The sequence below is a fragment of the Micromonospora sp. M71_S20 genome (assembly GCF_003664255.1).
Lineage (GTDB): Bacteria > Actinomycetota > Actinomycetes > Mycobacteriales > Micromonosporaceae > Micromonospora.
Genome location: NZ_RCCV01000001.1, coordinates 2476386 through 2497705 on the forward strand (window position 1 = coordinate 2476386; position 21320 = coordinate 2497705).

Annotated in this window: 24 protein-coding genes, 1 tRNA gene and 1 riboswitch; of the genes, 12 read left to right on the forward strand and 13 right to left on the reverse strand. The window is 72.5% G+C overall.

Annotated elements, in window-relative coordinates; genetic code table 11:
• The first annotated feature begins 65 nt into the window (after positions 1–65).
• Positions 66–605, forward strand: coding sequence for a histidine phosphatase family protein (locus DER29_RS11250; RefSeq protein WP_121397304.1), 540 nt, complete (start codon positions 66–68; stop codon positions 603–605).
• Positions 606–702: 97 nt separating this feature from the next.
• Here the strand turns inward: DER29_RS11250 and DER29_RS11255 are convergent, their stop codons facing one another.
• From DER29_RS11255 to DER29_RS11270, 4 genes are all read right to left on the reverse strand, one after another.
• Positions 703–972: a DUF6458 family protein gene (locus DER29_RS11255; RefSeq protein ID WP_013730795.1), complete on the reverse strand. Its 270-nt coding sequence runs from the start codon at positions 970–972 to the stop codon at positions 703–705.
• Positions 973–1810: 838 nt separating this feature from the next.
• Positions 1811–3667 (reverse strand): acyl-CoA dehydrogenase, encoded by a 1857-nt coding sequence (locus DER29_RS11260; RefSeq protein WP_121397305.1) that lies wholly within the window; start codon positions 3665–3667, stop codon positions 1811–1813.
• A gap of 149 nt (positions 3668–3816) precedes the next feature.
• Complete coding sequence (locus DER29_RS11265) at positions 3817–4944, reverse strand: PP2C family protein-serine/threonine phosphatase (RefSeq protein WP_121397306.1); 1128 nt, start codon at positions 4942–4944, stop codon at positions 3817–3819.
• A gap of 100 nt (positions 4945–5044) precedes the next feature.
• Positions 5045–5686 carry a septal ring lytic transglycosylase RlpA family protein gene (locus tag DER29_RS11270; RefSeq protein WP_199729215.1) on the reverse strand — a complete coding sequence of 214 codons (642 nt, stop codon included), beginning with the start codon at positions 5684–5686 and terminating at the stop codon, positions 5045–5047.
• 232 nt (positions 5687–5918) lie between these two features.
• Between DER29_RS11270 and DER29_RS11275 the strand changes: the two genes are divergently transcribed.
• Both DER29_RS11275 and DER29_RS11280 read left to right on the forward strand, forming a co-directional pair.
• Complete coding sequence (locus tag DER29_RS11275; protein ID WP_121397308.1) at positions 5919–6494, forward strand: phosphoribosyltransferase family protein; 576 nt, start codon at positions 5919–5921, stop codon at positions 6492–6494.
• Positions 6495–6499: 5 nt separating this feature from the next.
• Positions 6500–6691 carry a hypothetical protein gene (locus tag DER29_RS11280; protein WP_199729217.1) on the forward strand — a complete coding sequence of 64 codons (192 nt, stop codon included), beginning with the start codon at positions 6500–6502 and terminating at the stop codon, positions 6689–6691.
• Here the strand turns inward: DER29_RS11280 and DER29_RS11285 are convergent.
• Positions 6679–7215, reverse strand: coding sequence for an alpha/beta hydrolase (locus tag DER29_RS11285; protein ID WP_121397309.1), 537 nt, complete (start codon positions 7213–7215; stop codon positions 6679–6681). The genes DER29_RS11280 and DER29_RS11285 overlap by 13 nt on opposite strands.
• 103 nt (positions 7216–7318) lie before the next feature.
• On the opposite strand from DER29_RS11285, the gene DER29_RS11290 reads away from it, so the two are divergent.
• On the forward strand, positions 7319–7750 hold the full coding sequence (locus tag DER29_RS11290) for an ASCH domain-containing protein (RefSeq protein WP_121399144.1): 432 nt from the start codon (positions 7319–7321) through the stop codon (positions 7748–7750).
• Between the two features lie 75 nt (positions 7751–7825).
• Here the strand turns inward: DER29_RS11290 and DER29_RS11295 are convergent, their stop codons facing one another.
• The gene (locus DER29_RS11295; protein ID WP_121399145.1) at positions 7826–8707 is read right to left on the reverse strand and encodes an LLM class flavin-dependent oxidoreductase; all 882 of its coding nucleotides are present in this window, start codon (positions 8705–8707) and stop codon (positions 7826–7828) included.
• Between the two features lie 110 nt (positions 8708–8817).
• Between DER29_RS11295 and DER29_RS11300 the strand changes: the two genes are divergently transcribed.
• Together DER29_RS11300 and DER29_RS11305 are read left to right on the forward strand one after the other, a co-directional pair.
• Positions 8818–9138 carry a PadR family transcriptional regulator gene (locus DER29_RS11300; RefSeq protein WP_121399146.1) on the forward strand — a complete coding sequence of 107 codons (321 nt, stop codon included), beginning with the start codon at positions 8818–8820 and terminating at the stop codon, positions 9136–9138.
• A 128-nt stretch (positions 9139–9266) separates the two neighbouring features.
• A complete protein-coding gene (locus tag DER29_RS11305; RefSeq protein WP_121397310.1) occupies positions 9267–10364 on the forward strand; it encodes a hypothetical protein in 1098 nt (365 codons plus the stop codon).
• A gap of 33 nt (positions 10365–10397) precedes the next feature.
• On the opposite strand, the gene DER29_RS11310 is transcribed toward DER29_RS11305, so the two are convergent.
• Positions 10398–11177 (reverse strand): DUF4253 domain-containing protein, encoded by a 780-nt coding sequence (locus DER29_RS11310; RefSeq protein WP_199729219.1) that lies wholly within the window; start codon positions 11175–11177, stop codon positions 10398–10400.
• 204 nt (positions 11178–11381) lie between these two features.
• Here DER29_RS11310 and DER29_RS11315 point away from each other — a divergent pair, with 204 nt between their 5' ends.
• A complete protein-coding gene (locus tag DER29_RS11315; RefSeq protein WP_199729221.1) occupies positions 11382–11897 on the forward strand; it encodes a nucleotidyltransferase domain-containing protein in 516 nt (171 codons plus the stop codon).
• 162 nt (positions 11898–12059) lie between these two features.
• On the opposite strand, the gene DER29_RS11320 is transcribed toward DER29_RS11315, so the two are convergent.
• Complete coding sequence (locus DER29_RS11320) at positions 12060–12761, reverse strand: cyclopropane-fatty-acyl-phospholipid synthase family protein (RefSeq protein ID WP_158619001.1); 702 nt, start codon at positions 12759–12761, stop codon at positions 12060–12062.
• 83 nt (positions 12762–12844) lie between these two features.
• Between DER29_RS11320 and DER29_RS11325 the strand changes: the two genes are divergently transcribed.
• Positions 12845–13138 (forward strand): hypothetical protein, encoded by a 294-nt coding sequence (locus tag DER29_RS11325; protein ID WP_148710005.1) that lies wholly within the window; start codon positions 12845–12847, stop codon positions 13136–13138.
• A gap of 184 nt (positions 13139–13322) precedes the next feature.
• Entirely contained in the window at positions 13323–13706 is a 384-nt protein-coding gene (locus DER29_RS11330) for a hypothetical protein (protein WP_148710006.1), read from the forward strand.
• A gap of 105 nt (positions 13707–13811) precedes the next feature.
• On the opposite strand, the gene DER29_RS11335 is transcribed toward DER29_RS11330, so the two are convergent.
• Both DER29_RS11335 and DER29_RS11340 read right to left on the reverse strand, forming a co-directional pair.
• The gene (locus DER29_RS11335) at positions 13812–14108 is read right to left on the reverse strand and encodes a hypothetical protein (protein ID WP_121397316.1); all 297 of its coding nucleotides are present in this window, start codon (positions 14106–14108) and stop codon (positions 13812–13814) included.
• Between the two features lie 194 nt (positions 14109–14302).
• A tRNA-Gly gene (locus DER29_RS11340) sits at positions 14303–14376 on the reverse strand.
• 421 nt (positions 14377–14797) lie between these two features.
• On the opposite strand from DER29_RS11340, the gene DER29_RS11345 reads away from it, so the two are divergent.
• Positions 14798–15784: a zinc metalloprotease gene (locus DER29_RS11345; protein WP_121397317.1), complete on the forward strand. Its 987-nt coding sequence runs from the start codon at positions 14798–14800 to the stop codon at positions 15782–15784.
• A 136-nt stretch (positions 15785–15920) separates the two neighbouring features.
• On the opposite strand, the gene DER29_RS11350 is transcribed toward DER29_RS11345, so the two are convergent.
• Positions 15921–16472 (reverse strand): pyridoxamine 5'-phosphate oxidase family protein, encoded by a 552-nt coding sequence (locus DER29_RS11350; RefSeq protein WP_121397318.1) that lies wholly within the window; start codon positions 16470–16472, stop codon positions 15921–15923.
• 78 nt (positions 16473–16550) lie between these two features.
• On the opposite strand from DER29_RS11350, the gene dcd reads away from it, so the two are divergent.
• Positions 16551–17129: a dCTP deaminase gene (gene dcd / locus DER29_RS11355; RefSeq protein WP_121397319.1), complete on the forward strand. Its 579-nt coding sequence runs from the start codon at positions 16551–16553 to the stop codon at positions 17127–17129.
• A 70-nt stretch (positions 17130–17199) separates the two neighbouring features.
• Here dcd and DER29_RS11360 read toward each other — a convergent pair whose 3' ends face one another.
• Complete coding sequence (locus DER29_RS11360; RefSeq protein ID WP_121397320.1) at positions 17200–17820, reverse strand: C40 family peptidase; 621 nt, start codon at positions 17818–17820, stop codon at positions 17200–17202.
• Positions 17821–17832: 12 nt separating this feature from the next.
• A riboswitch (cyclic di-AMP (ydaO/yuaA leader) is annotated at positions 17833–17966 on the reverse strand.
• Positions 17967–18204: 238 nt separating this feature from the next.
• Here DER29_RS11360 and DER29_RS11365 point away from each other — a divergent pair.
• On the forward strand, positions 18205–20229 hold the full coding sequence (locus tag DER29_RS11365; RefSeq protein ID WP_121397321.1) for an N-acetylmuramoyl-L-alanine amidase: 2025 nt from the start codon (positions 18205–18207) through the stop codon (positions 20227–20229).
• Between the two features lie 64 nt (positions 20230–20293).
• Here the strand turns inward: DER29_RS11365 and DER29_RS11370 are convergent, their stop codons facing one another.
• On the reverse strand, positions 20294–21292 hold the full coding sequence (locus tag DER29_RS11370) for an NlpC/P60 family protein (RefSeq protein WP_121397322.1): 999 nt from the start codon (positions 21290–21292) through the stop codon (positions 20294–20296).
• Positions 21293–21320: the final 28 nt, after the last annotated feature.

Here is a 21320-nt window from a genome sequence, read left to right on the forward strand (position 1 = left end):
GGTGAGGTTGCGGCATCCATCGACTTACCCAGGCGCTCTGATCGCCAATCGGGCAAGCTGAGGACATGACGGACGCTTCCGCCCGGGGACGCACGCTGGTGCTGCTCCGGCACGCCAAGGCCGAGCCGCCCGGGGAGGTGGTGCCGGACGTGCAGCGCCCCCTGGCCGTACGGGGCCAGGCCGACGCGGCCGCGGCCGGCGCCTGGCTGGCCAAGCACGACCTGCTGCCGGACGTGGTCATCTGCTCGGCCGCCCGGCGCACGCGGGAGACCTGGCACAGCGTGGCGATGGGCATGACCGGATCCCCGCCGGAGGGCGGCTCGGCGGGCCCCGCCCCCGTCGTGCGCTACGAGGCCGACGCGTACGAGGCGCACCCGGAGGACCTGCTGACGCTGGTCCGGGGCGTGGACCCGAGCGCCCGTACGGTGCTGCTGATCGCGCACAACCCGGGCATCTCGCTGCTCTCGGCGCTGCTCGATCCGGAACGGGCGGACCAGGACGGCATGCGCACCAGCGACGTGGTGGTGCACCGGGCCGACGTCGACTGGCCGCAGCTCGGCCCGGGCAGGGCACCGATCACGGATCGGCACACCGCACGCGGCTGAGCCACCCGCCGGTGCGTGGCGGGTGGCTCAGGACGATGCTGCCGTCAGGCCGCGACTCAGGGGGCGGTGCCGTCAGGCCGCGGCTCAGGGCGGTGGCTCAGGACGGCGGCGCCGTCGGCGGCGGCGGATCGGGCGGCGGTGGCATCATCGCGGTCGGGTGCGAGAGCCGGTTCTCCTCGACGATCAGAGTCCGCGCCCGTTTGCGCCGGTCCTGCCAGAACCAGAGCGTGGTGAGCAGGACGCCCAGCCCGGCCAGGATGAACACCCAGCCGACCGCGCGCAGGTCGACCCACCAGACGTTGGCTCTGATGGCGAAGGTCAGGATCGCGCCGATGGCGATCAGAAAGATTCCGCTACCAATGCCCATGTGCGCTGCACTCCCCCGTGCGGTGGCTCTGGGCGTTCTCTGACGTGGCCTCGCGACGGTTACCCGCCACACCGCCCGGCTACCCGGATGGCGTCCCCGAATAGCCGCCGGAGGCACACTGCTACGGGCGGCCACCGCTCTTCTCGGCCGGCCCGGTTGCACCGCCACGGCTGCGCACGGTAACTGCGCCCGAGAAATCCGCGTCGTTACTCCGGGTAGCTAACGCCACTCGATGCCACCACTCACCAAACGGACACCGCCCCTGAATACGGGCCGATTGTCGCGAACAGGCGCTCCCACCGGCACCCCTCCGCAGACGCTTTGCTCTGCATCCACCGACGCAACAGGCACCCAGAGTTGCTGTTGCGTCCATGGATGCAGAGCAAAGGGCGGTGAGGATGGGTCGCGGGAGCGGCGCGTCCGTGACGCTGCGCGATCGGCTTGACCCTGGCGTGCCGGAACGCCGCAGGGCGCCGGCCGCCGGCGGAGGCAGCGGAACCCGTTCGTTCGAGGGTCCGAGGCAGCGGGACCCCTCGGGCGAAGGTCGGAAGCTGCGGGGACTGCGCTCGTTCGTGGCCCTCGGCGGGGCCCACGGACGCGCGACGACCGGATCCGGCTGCGACGAGCGGGATCTCGGCAAGGGCAGGTAAACGGCGAGCACCGCGCCCGGGGTGGGCTCACGCGCCTCCGACGGCACCACTGGCGACGTCCGGCGCGGTCTCGGGTCCGGCGGGATGGACGACGACGGCCGGCGAGCTGTTGCCCGCCGGCCGTCGTGCCGATCATCGCCGGGGCGTCCCCGGCTCTGCCGCCGCGCCGTGGCGCGTCACGGCGTGCCTCAGAAGGCCTCCTCCGGGAGGTCCATGACGTCCAGGTCGGTGCTCTCGACGATCCGTCGGTCGGCGCCGATGCGGGGCAGCACCTCGCGGGCGAAGAACCGGGCGGCGGCCACCTTGCCGGTGTAGAACGCCTTGTCGGCGGCGGAGACCTCGCCGGCCAGGGCCTTCAGGGCCACGTCGGCCTGCTTCTGGAGCAGCCAACCGACGACCAGGTCGCCGATCGCCAGCAGGAAGCGGCGGCTGCTCAGGCCGACCTTGTAGAGCGCCCGGGTGTCGCCGCCCTGCGCCTCGCCCAGCCAGCCGGTCATCACGCCCAGCATGTTCTGGATCTCGGCGAGCGCCTTGCCCAGCGCCTGCCGCTCCTCCTTGAGCTGACCGTTGCCGGCCTCGGTGGCGATGAACTCCTGGATCTCGCCGGCGACCGCCATCAGGGCCTTGCCGTTGTCCCGGACGATCTTCCGGAAGATGAGGTCGAGGCTCTGGATCGCCGTCGTGCCCTCGTAGAGCGTGTCGATCTTCGCGTCCCGGACGTACTGCTCCAGGGGGTAGTCCTGGAGGAAGCCGGAGCCACCGAAGGTCTGCAGCGACTCGTGGCCGAGCAGCTCGTACGCCCGCTCCGAACCGACGCCCTTGACCAGCGGGAGCAGCAGGTCGTTGACCCGCTTGGCGAGCTTGGTCGCCTTCTCGTCGCCCGCCGCCTCGGCGATGGCGACCTTGTCCTGCCAGGTGGCGGTGTAGCAGACCAGGGCGCGCAGGCCCTCGGCGTACGCCTTCTGCAGCAGCAGCGAGCGGCGCACGTCCGGGTGGTGGGTGATCGTGACGCGCGGCGCGGTCTTGTCCGCCATCTGGGTCAGGTCGGCGCCCTGCACCCGGCTCTTGGCGTACTCCAGGGCGTTCAGGTAGCCGGTCGAGAGGGTGGCGATGGCCTTGGTGCCGACCATCATCCGGGCGTTCTCGATGATCATGAACATCTGCCGGATGCCGTCGTGCTTCTCGCCCAGCAGCCAGCCCTTGGCCGGTACGCCGTGCTCGCCGAAGGTCACCTCGCAGGTGTTCGAGACCTTCAGGCCCATCTTGTGCTCGACGTTGGTGGCGAAGACGCCGTTGCGCTCGCCCAGCTCACCGGTGTTCTCGTCGAAGTGGTACTTCGGCACCACGAAGAGGGAGAGGCCCTTGGTGCCCGGGCCACCGACACCCTCGACGCCGACCGGACGGGCCAGCACGTAGTGGATGATGTTGTCGCTCAGGTCGTGCTCGGCGGACGTGATGAAGCGCTTCACGCCCTCGATGTGCCAGGAGCCGTCGGGCTGCGGGACGGCGCGGGCCCGGCCGGCGCCCACGTCCGAGCCGGCGTCCGGCTCGGTGAGCACCATCGTGGAGCCCCACTGCTTGTCGGCGAAGAGCTTCGCCCACCGCTTCTGCTGCTCGGTGCCCTCGACGTGCAGCACGTGCGCGAAGGACGGGCCGGAGGAGTACATCCACACGGCGGCGTTGGCGCCGAGAATCAGCTCGGCGAGGGACCACACGAGCGCCCGGGGCGCGTTGCTGCCGTCCAGCTCCGTCGGGAGCTCCAGGCGCCAGAACTCGGAGTTCATGAACGCCCGGTACGACTTCTTGAACGACTCCGGCAGCGGCGCGGTGTGCGTGGCCGGGTCGAAGACCGGCGGGTTGCGGTCGCTGTCCGTGTAGCTGGCGGCCAGATCCTCACGGGCGAGGCGGTCGACCTCGGCGAGGATGTCGCGTGCGGTGTCGACGTCCAGGTCCGTGTACGGCTCCTGGCTGAACGCCTGGTCCGCCCCGAAGACCTCGAAGAGGTTGAACTCGAGGTCCCGAAGGTTGCTCTTGTAGTGGGTCATGCTCGCTGGCCCCGCTTCCGGACAGGTGTTACCGATCAGTAACCCAGACTGTATTACCGATGGGTAGGCAGCGACAAGCCGATCACCGAAGTGACGGCGATTACACACTTCCCGTTCGGGTTGCGGAAGGGGGCGCCGAGCCCGCCGGCTCAGCTCTCGGCCGCGCCGACTTCCCAGCTCGGCACGGCGACCGTGGCGGGGCCGCGCGAGCCCGTGTACTCCATCAGGACGAGGGCGATGTCGTCGTCGAGCCGGCCGTGCACCCACTCGACCAGGGCCGTCTCCAGCGAGGCGAGCCCGTCGCCGACGGTGCCGTGGCCGAGCAGCCGCCAGGCCCGGTCGGCGGTCGGGAAGAACTCCCCGTCCCGGCGCGCCTCACCGAGCCCGTCGGTGAAGAGCAGCAGCCGGTCGCCGGGCTCCAGCCGCTCGACCCGGGGGCGTACCACCGGCATGAAGCCCAGCGGCGGGGCAGGGGCCGGCGGTTCGAGCGGGATGACGGCGCCCCGGCGCAGCAGCAGCGGCGGCGGGTGGCCGCAGTTGACGATGGTGAGCGTCCCACCCCGCTCCTCGACCAGTGCGGCGGTGACGAAGTCCTCGTCGCCCACGCTCCGGGCCACCGCCCGGTCCAGGTCGGTCACGACGGCCCGCAGGTCCGCCCGCTCGTACGCCACGTGCCGGTACGAACCGAGCACGATGCTGGCCAGCCGTACCGCGTCGAGGCCCTTGCCGCGCACGTCGCCGATGATCATCCGCACCCCGTACGGCGTGTCGACCGCCTCGTACAGGTCGCCGCCGATCTCGGCAGTGGCGGTGGACGAGATGTACCGGGCGGCCACCGAGAGCGAACCGACCTGTGGACCGAGCGGGCGCAGCACGGCCTGCTGGGCGACCGAGGCCAACCGGGACAGCTCGGCGATCCGCTCGGCCTGCCGCTGCCGTACGGCCGCGGTGGCGACCGCGATGGCGGTGCCCAGTGCGATGCCCGCGACGGCGACCGTGGTGGGCAGCGCCACGGTCTCCTCCCAGAGGGCGAAGCCGGCCCCCAGGGCCGTGGCGGCCAGGCCCACGCCGAGCACGATCCGCCACGACGCCAGCGCGGCCGTCAGGAACGGCGCGGCCACCATGAGCGCGATGTAGTTCGCCGGACGGCCGTCGGCCAACTCCACGGCCGAGACGATCGCGAGCAGGACGAAGGCCGCGCCGAGGCCGGCGCGGGATCCGGGGCTCAGTGGGCCGGGGCCCGACTGGAAGGGTCGCGTGCGTACGAGGGACAGCATGCCTGATGGACGTGAGCGGGTGAATGAACCTGGCCCGTCGGGCGAGCATGTTCTGCCCACCCGGATCGTGTCACCGGGCCGATCGCCAACCGGCCCGCGCTCAGCCGAGCACCTCGTAGCGGACCTCCACGTGACCGGCGTCGAGCGAGGCGATCTCGGCGAACGCGGCGCGGGACAGGTCCAGGCAGCGCCCCTCGATGAACGGGCCACGGTCGTTGACGCGCACCGTCACGGACTTGCCGTTCGCCGGGTTGGTGACCCGGACCCTCGTGTCGAACGGCAGGGTCTTGTGGGCGGCGGTCAGCGCGGACGGATCGAAGTTCTCGCCGTTGGCGGTGAGCTGCCCCTCGGAGTAGAACGAGGCGCCGCACGAGCCGCTGTCGACGACCGGGCGGGCGGTGCTGCTCTTCTTCGTCGCGGTGGGCTTCGGCGCGGCGGTGCGCGGCTTGCTCCGGGAGGGGGCCTGGGCGGACCGGCTGGCCTTGGGGCTGGCGGTCGCGCTCGGCGACGCGCTGGCGCTCGGCGTAACGGTTGGCGGGGCGGCCGGCGAGGTGGGGGCCGCCGGGGTCGGCAGGTCGGTGGGCGCGAGGTCGACCGCGGCCGGCCGGGCGGGCTCCGCGCCCGAGGTCAGCTGGACGGCGCCGACGGTGCCGCCGACGGCGAGGGCGACCCCGACCGCCGCGGTGGCCGCGATGCCGGCCGGCGAGGAGAACATGCGGGTACGGGAGTGCCTGCCAGTCACCGGTGCGGTCCTTTCGTCATACGAGCAAATCGGGTCGGACCGTAACGAGAGAAGCACATCCGAAGTCAACGTGATCATGGTGGTATGACCGCAATTGCAGCGATACGTGTAGCCGATCATCCGACCCGACGTGGGCCGGGCGGCCCGGGTGCGGGGCGGCCCGGCGCCCCGCACCCGGATGCGGGGCGAGGGCCGAGCCGCCCGGGTGGCTCCCGTGGCGCAGGATGGGCCCATGCCTTCCGAGCTGAGCGGACGCCTCGCCGCGCTGGTCAGGTGGATCGATCCCGGCCCCGGCGCCACCCACCTGGTCAGCGACGTCTCCGGCTGGTGGCGGGACCCGGATGTCCTCGCCCGGCTGGGGCCGGCCCTCGTGGCGCCGTTCCGCGCCGCCCGGCCCACGGTGGTGATCTCGCCGGCGGTCACCGGCTACCTGCTCGGCCCGCTCGCCGCGACGGCGCTCGGGGTCGGCTTCGTGCCGGCCCATAAGCCGGGCGACGGCCGGCTGCCCGCCGGGCCGCTCACCTGGGCGCAGAGCCCCCCGGACTTCCGGGGCCGACGGGTCGACCTGGCCGTCCGCGACCACGGGCTCGAAAGGGGCGACCGGGTGCTGGTTGTGGACGACTGGGTGGCGACCGGGGCGCAGGTCCGCGCGCTCTACGAGATCTGCGCCGCGCGGGGTGCGGAACCGGTCGGCACCGCCACGGTCGTACTCGACTGCCCCCCGGCGGTCGCCGCCGAGCTGCGCGTCCGAGGGCTCGTGGACGGTGCCGACCTGTCGCTGCGGCCTGGTCCGCGACGGCGGCCGTGACCTCGGTGTACGCCCCACCGCAGCCGGCCGCGCCACCGGCGGTGGCCGCCGGCGATCCGGCGGAGGTCTTCGCCCGGGCCGCGCGGCACGGCGACGCGCACGTGGTCAAGCTGGCCGACGCGGTCCTGGAGGCGCACGCGGCGAGCGGCGACGAGCGGGTGCTCGCCGCCGCCGGCTATGCCGGTCAGCTGATCTGAACGAACGTCTCGACGGCCGTGCAGACCCGGCCGAGCGCCTCCGCCGAGCGGGCCAGCGGGCCCGGCACCATCAGCGCGTGGTCGGCCCCCTCGATCTCCACCACGTGCGGGGTGAGCCGGCGGGCGAGCGAGCCGTCCCAGGACGGGTCCGCCGTGCCGCCCACCAGCAGGAACGGCGCGGTGGCGCGGCGCAGGCCGTCGACCACGGCGGGCACGTGGAGCAGCGGGGTGAGCCAGACGGCCGGCAGCCCGCGGTCGGCCGCGAGCGGCGTGGCCATCGAGCCGAGCGACTTGCCGACCAGCAGGTGCGTCGGCTCGGCGAGGGTCGGGGCGACCTGCCCGATCACCCATTCGATGGCCGGCCCCGGCCCCTCCCGGTCAGGGGCGAACCGCTCCGGCACCTCCCACGAGACGGCGTGCAGGGCGTAGCCGACGCGGCGCAGCGCCTCGCCTGCGTAGACGAAGAGCGGGAACCGGGTGTCGTAGCCCCGGCCGGGGATGAGCACCGCGCGCCTGTCCGCCATGCCACCTCCCGATCGTCGCCCCACCCACCGTAGCGCCCACCGCACCGACCGTGGGGGCGGAAATGCCACGACGGTGATCGACGGCGGCGGTACCGTCGGCAGGATGTGGCCTCGGATCGGTGGACTGCGCACCCTCGCCCTCGGCACCCCCGGCGAGCTGCGGACGCGGCTCAACACCCTGGTGCTCGCCGGGGTGAAGACGGCGACCGCCGGGCTGACCACCGAGTACGCCGAGGAGGGCGAGGAGCTGGAGCACGCCGGCGAGCGGCTGGCCCTCGTCGACGACGAGGACGCGCTGGTCGGCGTCGTGGAGGTCACCGGCGTCGAGGTGGTCCGCTTCGCGGACGTGCCGTGGGACTTCGCCCGCTCCGAAGGGGAGGGCGACCGTTCCATCGAGGAGTGGCGCGCCGGTCACGCCGCCTACTGGGCGCGCGTGGGCACCCCCGTCACCGACGACAGCGAGGTCGTCTGCATCCGGTTCCGGTTGGTCTCCGGCGGCGACGGCGGGATCACCACCGGAGACCTCGGCACCTGAGCGCGTCGGCTCGACGCGTCCGTCGGCCGGCCGGGCTGACGCCTCCGGCACCACCTGCGCCAGGTAGGCGCCCGGTCAGGCGCGACGCAGCTCGGGCAGCAGGCGGGTGGCGACGTCCGCCAGGACGGCCTCGTCGCCGGCGTACCAACTGCTGGCCCGGGGCCAGTGGGTGACCACGTCGGTGAAGCCGAGGGTGGCGGCCCGGCCGACCTGGTCGGCGAAGAAGTCGGCGCTGCGCAGCGAGAAGACCGGCGCGGAGTCGAGCGAGAGGTAGCGGTCCAGGGTGCCCGGGTCGCGGCCCGCCGCGGCGAGCGTCGTGTCCATCCGGGCGGCGGCCTCGGCCACCCCGTCCCACCAGCTCTCCAGGTCGTCCACCGTGGGCCCGGTGGTGACCCAGCCCTGGCCGAAGCGCGCCACCAGCCGCATCGACCGGGGCCCGTTGGCGGCCACCACGAACGGCACCCGGGGCGTCTGTACGCAGCCCGGGTCGTTGCGCGCGTCCACGGCGGTGAACCACTCCCCGCGCCAGGTCGTGCCGTTCTCGCGCAGGATGAGGTCGAGCAGCTCGGTGAACTCGGCGAACCGGTCCACCCGCTGGCGCGGCGGCAGCGTCTCCCCGCCCAGCACGGCCGAGTCGAAGCCGATGCCGCCGGCACCGAGGCCGAGCAGCAGCCGCCCGCCGGAGACGTCGTCGAGCGCGGTGACCTGGCGGGCGAACGCCGCCGGGTGGCGGAAGTTCGGCGAGGCGACCAGCGTGCCGAGCCGGATCCGGGAGGTCACCGTCGCGGCGGCCGTCAGCGTGGTCACGGAGTCGAACCAGGGCCCGTCGACCAGGTCCCGCCAGCCCAGGTGGTCGTACGTCCAGGCGTGGTCGAAGCCCCACTCGTCCGCCTGCGACCAGCGGCGACGCGAGTCGGACCAACGCTGGTCGGGAAGGATCACGATGCCAATCCGCATGATCGCCAGCCTATGCCTCGCGGCGGGGGCGGGGCGGGACAGGCCGTCGCCGCCGGCACGGACCTTGACCATATATCGATGATCTGAATATGGTGTCGCCCGTGACCGCGATGCGAGAGCCGACCTTCCTGATCCTCACCGCGCTCGCCGGTGGCCCTCGGCACGGCTACGGCATCATCCGCGAGGTCACCGCCCTGTCCGCGCAGCGCGTCACCCTGCTGCCGGGCACCCTCTACGCCGCGCTCGACCGGTTGCACGCGCAGGGGCTCGTCGCGCCCGACCGCGAGGAGACCGTCGACGGCCGGCTCCGCCGCTACTACCGACTCACCCCGGACGGGATCGGCGCCCTGGACGTCGAGACCGCCCGGCTGCGCCAACTCGCCACCGCCGCCGAGACCCGGCTGCGCGCGCTCCACCCCGGCACCGCCTGACGCCCCGCTCATCCGCACCCGCACCACCGCTTCCGGGCAGCACGACCGCACCGCCGCACCCGCACCACGCTCTGGCACCACCGTCTGCCGCACCGCCCCCGGTGTGCGTACCGATCGGAAGGACAGTCATGCCGACGACCGGCGACCCGCTCGCCCGCCGCTACCGGCGGCTGCTGTTCTGCCACCCCCGCGCCTACCGGCGGGCCCGGGCCGGCGAGATGGTCGGGGTCCTGCTGGACGCGGCGCCGCCGGGCCGCACCCGGCCGACGCCGCGCGAGGCCGCCAACCTGATCCGGCACGGCCTGCGCTGCCGGCTGGGACGACCGGCCAGCCGCACGGTCGGCGTCTGGGCCACCCTCACCGCCGTCGTCTGCGGCCTGTTCACCGCCGCGCTCGCCACCCGGGCCGCCTGGGAGACCTCTCCGCCGCAGCCCGACCGGGCCGAGACCGCCGCCGTCTTAACCGCCGTGCTGCCCGGTCACGACCTCGGCGACGTCGACCTGGCGCCGGCGTTCTTCGCCTTCTACAGCCAGCCGCTCACCGTCCGGGCGCTCGACAACCTGCTGCTCGGCGACGGCGGCGAATACCAGCAGAGCGCCGTCGTGGCCGGCGCGGCCGGCACACCCCCGATGCCCGCCGACGAGACGCTCGCGTTGGCGCAGCGGCGCCTGCGCGAGACCGGCTGGCAGGTGTACGAGCCGATGGTCCACAGCAACCCGGGCTGTGTCGACAAGGCGTGCGTCCCGGTCGTCACGATCACCGACACCACCCTGCTCGCCCGGCGCGGCGACACGATCCTCCAACTCCATGTCGCCGCCCCGCCCTTGCCCGACGGCAGCAACCTGTCGCTGGCCCTGAGCCGGACGGCCCCGCCGGCCGTGCTGCCGGCCGGCGTCGCCGGCGGCCTGCTGGGAGCGGCCCTCGGCTGGCTGGTCTTCGGGTGGGCCAGCCGGCGCACCGAGGCGGGGCACCCCGCCCGGGGAGCGGTCACCGTCCTGCTCGCGATCACCCTGTTCCTCTGGTGGACGCCCGTACTGCTGGCCGCCCCGAGCCTGCTCCGGCACCACCGCGCCGAGCCGCACCCGACGTGGCACCCGCTGTGGGAGTGGCTGGGTCAGCCGGCGGCCTCACTGCTGTTCGTGGTGGGCGCGGCGAGCGCGCTGCTGGGGCTGGCGCTGGCCGCCGTACCCCGGCGCAGCCCACTGCCGACGACCGCCGTCGGCTGACCGCCGGGGCATCATCCGGCGGGGCGACCGTCGTCAGTCCCACCAGAACGACCAGGAGTGCATGCCAAGAAGCTCCTCGGCATAGGCGGTCAGCGAGCCGGCGCCCTGCCAGACGTTGTCCGGGCAGAAGGCGAAGTGCTCGGCCGCGACCGCCAGGGCGTGCCCGGTGGACGTCGGTGGCGCGGCGACGCTGAGGTTCAGGGTGGCGAAGCCGACGCCGACCACCCGTACGCCGAACCGGTCCTCCCAGCTGCGCAGCACCGCCGAGATCTCCCCGGCGTCGCCGGTGTGGTTCGTCGGGCCGGACCAACCCACCACGGCCAGGGTGTCCGCGCTGCGGGTGGCCGGCACGAGCCCGAGACGCGTCCGCCCGTCCGCCAGGAACTCCGCGCACTCGTCGGCGAGCACGTCGGGCGCCTCCGTCAGATCGCCGGGCCTGACGAGACCGGGCCAGTTCCGGCCGTACGGGGCCCTGGCGGCCGACGTCTCGTCCTCGTCGACCGTCGTGCAGCCGGCCCACCATCGGGCCAGCAGTTCCGCCACGTCGTGGCGCTCCGGCGACGACATGTCGGCCGGACGGACCTCGCCGTCGGCCCACGGGCGGCTCTCGTCGCTCGACAACCCGCTCAGCAGCAGCGGCCACAGCCCGGACTCCGGATGCAGCGCCCGCATCCGCGCCCACAGTCCCGGATCGGCGGGGGCGTCGCTCAGCCAGTACGGCGGCGGTCCGCCGTCCTCCGGCTCCACCATGCGGCCGGGCGGCAGTGCCGCGGGCGGTAGCAAACTCAGCAACTGGGAGAGGTCCGGGATCACGGCGAGAGCGTAGGCGGACCGTACGACCGATCCCGGCCCTCCCGCGACGCCCCGGGCCCACGGTGCCCTGAACGGCTCGTCGTGCCGCGGAAGCGTGCCTGGTCGCCGTCGATGCTCGGCGTGGCCCTGCGATCTCGCCGCCGTCCGGCTGGGTCGTGAATTTCGGGTAGCCCCGCCCTGCCCGCAGGGGTTAGAACGGTGGTCGTGACCGCACACATGGACGCCGACGAGGTCCACGCCGTCCTGGCCGCCCTCACCGATGCCGGGTGCCGGGCCTGGATCGGCGGCGGATGGGGCGTCGACGCGCTCGTCGGACACCAGACCCGTACGCACCGCGACCTGGACCTGGCCATCGCCGCGGAGCAGGAAGCCGCGGCGTTGAGTGCTCTCGGCCGGCTCGGCTACGTCGTCGAGACCGACTGGCGGCCGGTCCGCGTCGAGGTCGCCGCCGACGGGCGGGGGCGGGTCGACCTGCATCCGCTGACGTTCGACGAGGCCGGCGACGGCCACCAGGCCGGCCTCGACGGCGGCAGCTTCCGCTGGCCGAAGGGCTGCTTCACCACCGGCACCATCGCCGGTCGCCGGGTCGACTGCATCTCCGTCAACCAGCAGCTGCTGTTCCACAGCGGCTACGAACCGCGCGACGTGGACCGCGCCGACCTTGCCTGGCTGCACCGCCTCGCCGCGCGCCCGGCGCCCGGCGACGAGCGGAGACCCTGAGGCGGCGACCCCTCCGGACCGTGGGCAGCGCCGGACCGTCCGCCGGCGGTCCACCGGCGGTCCCCGCTTCCCGGGCTCCGTTGTCGGGGCCGGCCGGTGCGGCTCCAGCCCGGACCCCGGCCCGCACCCGGGACCATCGACGTCGCCGGAGCGGTCTGGTGCTCAGGCCGGCGTCAGGATCAGCCATCCGAAGCCGACGACGTCGCGGTAGCCGGTGAGGTATTCGACGCGCCGCTCGTCGGCGAACGCGCGCGCCTCCGGCGTGCCGAGGCGTTCGATGCCCGCACGCCAGTCGGACTCGAAGTCGTCCCACTCGGCGAGGGTGGACACGGCGACGTGCAGCGGTCGGAAGCCCGCGTCCACGGCGAGCTGGGCCAGGCCGGCCAGGTCGGGCATGTCGCCGAAGGTCTCGCGGACCTGTTCGCCGGGGCTGGCCTGGTAGAAGCCGTCCGCGAACAGCAGTTTGCCGCCGGGCAGGGTGAGCCGGTGCAGCGCGGCGAGGGCTCGCGCGGCGTCGCCCCAGATGTGGCCGGCCCCGACGTTGACAACGAGGTGGGCGGGCCGGGCCCAGGTGGCCGCGTCAGCGCTGTGGAACGTGACCCGGTCGGAGGCCCCCCGCTCCGTCGCCCGCAGCCGGGCCCGTTCGGCGTCGCGCTCCACCCCGTCGCCGGCGATGCCGTGGGCCGCGCACAGCCGCAGGAGCAGCTCGCCGTTGCCGCAGCCCAGGTCCAGGGCTCGCCAACCCGCCCCGGTGGGGGCCAGTCGCCGGACCAGGTCCGCCACCCGCTCCTCGCTGAGCGGCGAGTTGAAGGTCAGGTTGGCCGCGGCGGCGGCCAGGTACGTACTGCGATCCTGGCTGTTCACCGGCACACGGTACGACAGCGGGCCCGCGCCCGAGGGGCGTCGAAATCGACAGTCGGCGCTCCCGCCCTGGTCAGGGCCTTGGCGTGGAACGGAAGACGGAAATCGGACCCGTGCAGCTGGCCGTGATGGTGAACGAGGTGGTGTCGTCCGCCGGGTTCACGTCGGTCGGGCTGGCGATCAAGTCCGAGTGCAACGTGTACGAGCCGGACCTCGGTCAGTTGTACAGCCAGGAGGCAGCACAGCCGAAACAGAGCGCCAGTAGCACGACCGAGGTGAGCAGCAGCACGAGCAGCGTGGACAGTTCGGTGCGCGCCGCCGGCGGAGGCGGCTCCAGCGGGCGAACTGCCCTCGGTGGCTCGGAGTCGGGCACGGCGTGATCATGTCAGACCCCCGAGGACGGCCGCGGAGCCGTCCGCATGACGAGCCGCAAGGTGATCCGGTGCCCTGACGGCCGCGGCCCGCTCCGCTGTTGCCTGGCATGCTCATCGCATGCCCCCTCCCCATCCCCGCTACGAGCCGATCATGGCTCCGCCTCCCAGCCTGGGCAGATGGCGCACGGGGTTGGCAGCGGCCGCCGGCGTACTCCTGCTGCTCTTCGCCCTGTTCACCGTCGGTCAGGGGCTCTACCTCAACGCGAATGGTGTCACCACCCAGGCCGAGGTCGTGGACGGGCGGCACGGCGGCCGTAGCGACTTCGTGCGGGTACGCGTCAGTTCAGGGGACGAGACGAATCTCTGGGCCTGGAAGGGATCTCCCGAGGTCGGCGAAACGATGACGGTGGTTCACCTTCAGGAGTCGAACTGGGCAAAGGACGCCCGCGTGTTCGCGCCGGAAGGGAGCATCTGGCCGGATCTGTGGCTGGGAGTCCTGTTTCTCGGCGGAGCGCTGTGGCAGCACCGTCGCACCCGGCGGCCCTCCGCCTCTCCGGCCGGCGGCAAGCGGTGACCGTGCCGTCCGCATGAAGGGGCGGCTCCACCGGCCGTGATGCGCAAACGCCGGTGGCCGGTTTGGTTGCGCCTCGTACCCGCCCGTGCCCGCTCAGCCCTCTGGCTACTGGCCCGTGGATGGCCCATCGGACTCAGCCTGGCGCTCGGCTTGCCAGCTGGCGTGTCCCTTCAGTAGGTATCCGGTCCAGTAGATCGCGAACAGGATCAGGAAGCACGTGAAGAACACTCCCGAGACGATGCCCGCAATGACGAGTGCTTCCCTGCCGTCTGACAGCCCGTGTGCGGCGAATCCGGCGAGACCCAGGAAGAAGAAGATGACCATGTAGATAGGCAGCGTCGCACTGTCAGCCGGGTGAGGAACGCGAGGCAGCCACGGGGCCTGAGGGTCTTTGTCGATCACGTCGTGAGTATCGAGGACGCTGGCGGTGGGAGCTAGCGAATCTCGCCGTCGCCGTGGCCGTGGCCGTCCAATGTCGACCGGAGGTCGCCAGCAGGCCGGGAATGACCGGGGGCTGATGGCACGCGTCATGATCGTTGGCCTTGGAACGCCGAAGGCCCTGGCCGGAACTCGCGTCCTGACCAGGGCCTTTCGTATGGAGCGGGTGACGGGAATCGAACCCGCACTGTCAGCTTGGGAAGCTGATGTTCTGCCATTGAACTACACCCGCAGGCGGCACCACTGTACCTGAGTCGTCACGCCGGTGCACCCAGGTACCCCTCCGACACCACCCGCGCCGCGATCTTGGCAGCAAACGGCCCCCATAGGGGCCCGAACTCACCAAGATTGCGTGGCGCCACCGCCCGCCGCACCACCGCCAGCCGCCCCACCACTCGCCGCGCCACCGCCAGCCACGAGCCGCCTCGTCGTGCAACCCGACGAGCCCGAGCCGCGCGCCCCGGTCCGAACCGGGACCGCGAGCCGCACCCCCATCGCCGTACGTCGATCATGGAACGCGTACCGCCAGGAAAAAGTTCCACGGCGGCAACATATGGGCGTTCTCAAATACCTCGATCGATTGTAACGTCTGCCCAACGTTCCAGCCACGGCGTGACACACCCCCTGTCGCGCCGCCAGAAAGAGGTGGGCCCATGGGACTCCGTCCCAACCTGCTGACCCGGCGTACGGCCGGTGTCGCGTCGACGACCCTCGCGCTGCTGCTCAGCACCGCCGCCGTGGGCGTCGTGCCGGCCGCTTCGGCCTTCTCCGCCGCCCCGAGCGAGGTCTGCGTCGAGCCGGCCGACGTCCACTCGGACGCCCGCGTCAAGCCCGGCGGCGGTGCCAAGCACGAGCCGAACGAGCTGACCCTCGCGGAGACCCGCGAGCGCGAGGCCGACCTGGCCGCCGCCCTGCGCGAGCGGGCGCGGTTCCGCGCCGGCGCCGGCGCCTCCACGATGGCCGCCACCGTCACCATCCCCGTGGTGGTGCACGTGATCCAGGAGAACAGCACCCGGGCCGGCGGCAATATCCCCGACTCGATGATCAACTCGCAGATCAGCGTGCTGAACCAGTCGTTCAGCGGGGCGACCGGCGGCGCGTCCACCGCGTTCAGCTTCCAGCTTCAGAAGATCAATCGGGTGACGAACCCGTCCTGGTACCCGATCGTGCAGGGTTCCTCGGCGGAGCGGTCGATGAAGACCTCGCTGCGTACGGGCGGCAAGAACACCCTCAACATCTACCTGGGCGAGCTGAGCGACAGCCTGCTCGGCTGGGCGACCTTCCCGACCCGGAAGCTCAGCAGCATGGACGGCGTCGTCGTGCTGAGCGAGTCGCTGCCGGGCGGCACCGCCACCAACTACAACCAGGGCGACACGGGCACCCACGAGGTCGGCCACTGGCTGAACCTCTACCACACCTTCCAGGGCGGCTGCTCCGGCTCGGGCGACAGCGTCAGCGACACCGCGGCCGAGGCGTCGCCGGCCTCGGGCTGCCCGACCGGTCGGGACACCTGCACCGCGCCCGGCGTCGACCCGATCACCAACTTCATGGACTACAGCTACGACTCCTGCATGTACCAGTTCACCGCCGGGCAGGCCAGCCGCATGCTGACCGCCTGGAACGCGTACCGCGCGGCGTAGTTCCGCCGTACGACCGCGCCGGTGCCGGCCTCGCTCGACGGGGCCGGCACCGGTGTCTGTGCGGCCGGGCACACGGGGGCGGGGGTCACGGTGCGGCGCCCCGGAGGGGGGACGGCCCAGGGCGCCGCACCGCGTCTCAGGCGGCGGGGCGGGCGGCGTGGTCGCCGGCGCACCCCGACCGGGTCTCGGGCATGAGCGCGGTGCCGCCGGCGGCCGCGCGGGGGTCGAGCCACACCTGGACGGCGGGCCGGCCGTGCCCCTCGCCGGCGCCGCCCGCGACGCCGGACTCACGGCGGGCCAGCATCGCCACGTCGACGGTGAACTCGAAGACCCGCCAGTCGACCTGCGGCGCGGCCCGGTGGCTGCGGGCCAGCCGGGCGACCCGGGCCGGATCGGTCACCGGTTGGGCGTGGCCGGCGACGTAGGCCTCGTCGTCGCTCTCCTCCGGCGGGAAGGAGTGCAGCGCGTAGCGGCCGTCGCGCTCCAGGTCGCGCCGCTTGGGCGAGTCGACGACGAAGCAGAAGAGCCCCTCGTCGGTGATCACCGGGGAGACCGGGTGCACCCGGGGGCCGCCGTCGGCGCGGACGGTGGCCAGGTAGCCGAAGCCCGGCCCGTACTGCTGCATGAGAAGGCGGATCCCGTCGGCGAGGCGGGGCTCGTCGGCGGCGAATTCGGACCAGGAAGCCATGCGGACATTCTATCGAACAAACGTTCGAACATGCACTCCGACACGCAGGTCACGCGCATCGCTCGCTAAGGTGTGCGGATGCTGCTCTCCGACCGCGACCTGGCCTCCGAGATCGAGGCGGGCACGCTCGCGCTGGAGCCGTTCGAGCCCGCGCTGGTGCAACCGTCCAGCATCGACGTACGCCTGGACAAGCTCTTCCGGGTCTTCAACAACCACCTCTACACCCACATCGACCCCGCCCAGCAGCAGGACGACCTCACGTCGATGGTCGAGGTGCCGGAGGGCGAGCCGTACGTGCTGCATCCGGGCGAGTTCGTGCTCGCCTCGACGCTGGAGGTGATCACGCTCGGCGACCAGCTCGCCGGCCGCCTCGAAGGGAAGAGCTCACTGGGCCGGCTCGGCCTGCTCACCCACTCCACGGCGGGCTTCATCGACCCGGGCTTCTCCGGTCACGTGACCCTCGAACTGTCCAACGTGGCCAACCTGCCGATCACCCTCTGGCCGGGCATGAAGATCGGGCAGCTCTGCATCTTCCGGCTCTCGTCGCCGGCCCAGCACCCGTACGGCTCGGCCGTCTACGGCTCGCGCTACCAGGGACAGCGCGGGCCGACCCCGAGCCGCTCCTGGCAGCACTGGCGCACCTGGCCGACCCGCTGACTCACGTAGCGGGCCGGGACGGACCCGCCTCCCGCACGGGAGGCGTCGGGAGAGGGCCCGTCCCGCCGGCTCAGCCGGGCCGGCCGTAGCTGTGGATCGGGCCGTCGTCGACCTTCTTCATCTTGATCGGCACCCCGGCGCGGGAGGCGTGCACCACCCAGCCCCCGCCGACGTACATGCCGACGTGGTGCAGGTCGCTGTAGTAGAAGACCAGGTCACCCGGGCGCAGCTCGCCCCGGCTGACGGTCGCGGTGGCCCGGCGCTGCTGCGCGGCGTTGTGCGGCAGCGAGACCCCGGCCTTCGCCCAGGCGGCGAGCATCAGGCCGGAGCAGTCGTACGAGTTCGGCCCCTCGGCGCCCGCCATCGCCTGGTCGACCTGCTTCTCCAGCGGCCCGATCTGCGCGGCGAGCGCGTCGGCCTGCTTCCGCCTGGCGGCCAGGTCCTGCCGGGTGGCGTTGTGCCGTTCGATGACCGGTTCGAGCTTGTTCCAGTCCTCGTCGATCTGCCGCTCGATCTCGGCGACCGTCGGTTCGGCATGGGCCGCCGTGGCGCCGCCGGCCAGGACGACGGCGAACGCGGCCAGGGCGGCGAGGGCGGTGGTGCAGCGGTACCAGCGTGGGCGCGGCGCAGCCGTCACCGGGTCGGCGAGGGCCGACCGGGTCGACGGTGGCCGCGGGGCATGGTGTGCCACCGGGCTTCGTACTCCTTCTTCCGGACCGCCTACCGGGTTAGCTGACGGGTTCGGGCGGGAAGGGGCGCCCTACCGCAGGACTGCGGATTCACCCCGGGGAACCTGGGTCCCCGGCTCGCTCTTCAGCGACTCGGCGGTGTCGGACCGTCACCGCCCTGGTTGGACGGATTGTCACCGGCCGACGAATGACCAGAGTAGAGACGACCGTTATCGATCCGCAACCCTGCGGGCAGTGACACTCCGTACCCACCCGGGCCGGGCGGATCCGCAACCCGGGCGACGAAGATTTCCTTCCTTTTGAAGTGTCTGACGGAAAGGTATTGACCAGAGGCGGCGGGCGGGGCGAAGGTGGCCCCAACTTCGCCCGTCCGAACTGGGGGTCTGATGCACCTGTCAGCGACATCGAGGAGCAGACGCGTCCTGCTGGCCGCCGCCGTGGCCGCCGCCATGGCGGCGACGCCGCTCACCGCCGCCGGATCCGCCGCCGCAGCAGCGCCGGTGGACGACCGGCAGCAGCAGTACGCCGCCGCGGCGGCCGAGTACGGCGTGCCGGAGAGCGTCCTGCTCGGGGTCTCCTACCTGCAGTCCCGCTGGGACACCAACGCCGGCACGCCGAGCACCAGCGGCGGCTACGGACCGATGCACCTCACCGACGCCGAGCACGTCGCCGCCATGTCCGGCGGCACGCACCACGACGAGGGCACCGAGGACCCGCGCGGCGACGACTCCCGCCCGTCCCTGGCCGAGGCCCACGAGCCGCCGGCCGCTCCGCCGCCCGCCGAGGCCGCACTCCGGACCGTCGACGCCGCCGCCGACCTGACCGGCGCCAGCGAGGAGGCGCTGCGGACGGACGTCACGGCGAACATCCGGGGCGGCGCGGCGCTGCTGGCCGCGTACCAGAAGGAGATCGGCGCCCCGGTCGGCGCCGACACCGACCCGGCGGCCTGGTACGGCGCGGTGGCCCGGTACTCCGGCGCGGACAGCGCCGACGCCGCGGCGGCCTTCGCCAACGAGGTGTACGCCACCATCGCCACGGGCGACAGCCGGGTGACCGACGACGGGCAGCGGGTCACGCTGGCCGGCCGCGCGATCCAGCCGGACCGCTCCTGGCTGGACCGGCTGCGCCTGCGCAAGCTCACCCGGCCCGACGGGCTGGAGTGCCCGAGCGACATCTCCTGCGAGTGGATCCCGGCCCCCTACCAGCAGTACGGCCCCACGCTGGGCGACTACGGCAACCACGACCTGGGGAACCGGCCCGCGCAGCAGAAGATCGAGTACATCGTCATCCACGACACCGAGGGCTACTTCGGTCCCAGCGTCAACCTGGTGAAGGACCCGAAGCGGGTGGGCTGGCACTACACCCTGCGCTCGGTGGACGGGCACATCGCCCAGCACATCAAGACCAAGGACGTCGGCTGGCACGCCGGCAACTGGTACGTGAACTCCAAGTCCATCGGCCTGGAGCACGAGGGCTTCGCCGGGCACGGCACCTGGTACACCGAGGCGATGTACCGCACCTCGGCCAAGCTGGTCCGCCACCTGGCTCGGGCGTACAACATCCCGCTGGACCGCAACCACATCATCGGGCACGACAACGTCCCCGGCACCATCGCCGCGAACGTGCGCGGCATGCACTGGGACCCGGGACCGTACTGGAACTGGTCGCACTACTTCGACCTGCTCAAGGCGCCGTTCTTCTCGACCGGCACGCACCGCACCGGGCTGGTCACCATCGACCCGGACTTCGCCACCAACCAGCCGCCCTTCACCGGCTGCAACCGGCAGCCTCCGGGCGTGCCGAACCCGCCCCCGGCGACCGCCCCCTGCCCGCTGCGCGGCTCCTCGGCGCTGTTCCTGCACAACGCGCCGAGCCACGACGCGCCGCTGCTCAACGACATCGCGCTGCGACCCGACGGCACCCCGAACACCACGTACGTCTCCGACCACGGCGCCCGGGTCTCGGCCGGACAGACGTACGCGCTGGCCGAGGTGCAGGGCGACTGGACCGCGATCTGGTACCTCGGCCAGAAGGGGTGGTTCCACAACCCCGCCGCCAAGCCGACGGCGAAGTGGTCCGTCGGGCTCGTGGTGACCCCGAAGGCCGGTAAGGCCACCATTCCGGTGTACGGCCGGGCCTACCCGGAGCAGGCCGCGTACCCGGAGGGCGTGCCGTACCAGACGATCTCGCCGCTGCAGTACACCCTCTCGGCCGGCCAGCGGTACGCCGTCGGCAACCTGCTCCCCGGCGAGTACTACCGGGCCACCACGTTCGACGGCTCCGCCCCCCACGACCGGACGGTCGTCCGGGGCGACAACAAGTACGTGCAGGTCCAGTTCGGTCACCGGATCATGTACGTCAACCTGAACGACGTGAACGTGGTGCCGTCCCCGCTGGGCGCGCCCCGCTGATCCATCCGCACGACGAGGGCCCCCGGTCGATCCGACCGGGGGCCCTCTCGTTGCGCGGTACGGATCAGCCGGGCCTGCGGAACCCGGCCACCGGCATGGTGTTGATGCTGGAGACGTTGACCGGCTTGCCGGCCCGGGGCGCGTGCACCATCTTGTCGTTGCCGAGGTAGAGGCCGACGTGACTCAGATCGGACTTGAAGAAGACCAGGTCGCCGGGGCGCGCCTCGGAGCGCGGGATGGCCTTGCCCTCGTTCCACTGCGCACCCGTGAAGTGCGTCAGGTGGATCCCCGCCGCCTTGTAGGCGTACTGGGTCAGGCCGGAGCAGTCGAACGAGTTCGGGCCGGTGGCACCCCAGACGTACGGGTCGCCGACCTGGGCGCAGGCCGTGCGGATCGCGGTCCGGGCCGCGTCGCTGACCACGCCGTTGATGGTCGGGCACTTCTCCGTCTTGACGGTGGTGACCGGCAGCGACGCCTCGAGCTTCTTGATGTCGGAGTCGATCTGCTTCTTCTTCGCCGCCAGGTCGTTCTGCTGCTTCGTCTGGGTGGTGATGAGCGTGTCGAGCTTCTGCTTCTCGGCGTCGTACTTCTCGCGGACCTTGGTCACGCCCTCGAGCTGCTTGCGCTCCTGCGCGGCCAACCGGTCCAGCAGGGTCAGCTGCTCGGTCAGCGTGTCGGGCTTGGCGCTGACCAGCAGCGCGCCGATCTCGTGGGACGGGCCGGAGATGTAGTAGCGGGAAGCCAGGTCACCGACCCGGTCCATCGCCAGCTCGCTCTCCAGCGCCAACGGCTGGATCTTCTTCTGCAGGTCCTCCGACTTCTTGCGGTTGACCTTCAGCTGCGCCCGCACCTTGTTGTACTGCTCGATGGTGGGCTCGAGCTGCTCCCACTTCTTGTCGATCGCGGCCTCGATCTCGTCGACCGAGGGCTCGGCGTGGGCGGGCGCGGCCAGCATGCCGGCGCCGACCGCCGCCGCGGCGACCAGGGTGAGCAGACGGTGGGCGACCCTACGCAGGCCACCCGGACGAGCAGACCGTCCCGGTGCGTGACGATGAGGGGGCATGGTTGCCACCGGCACCGACTCCTTTTGC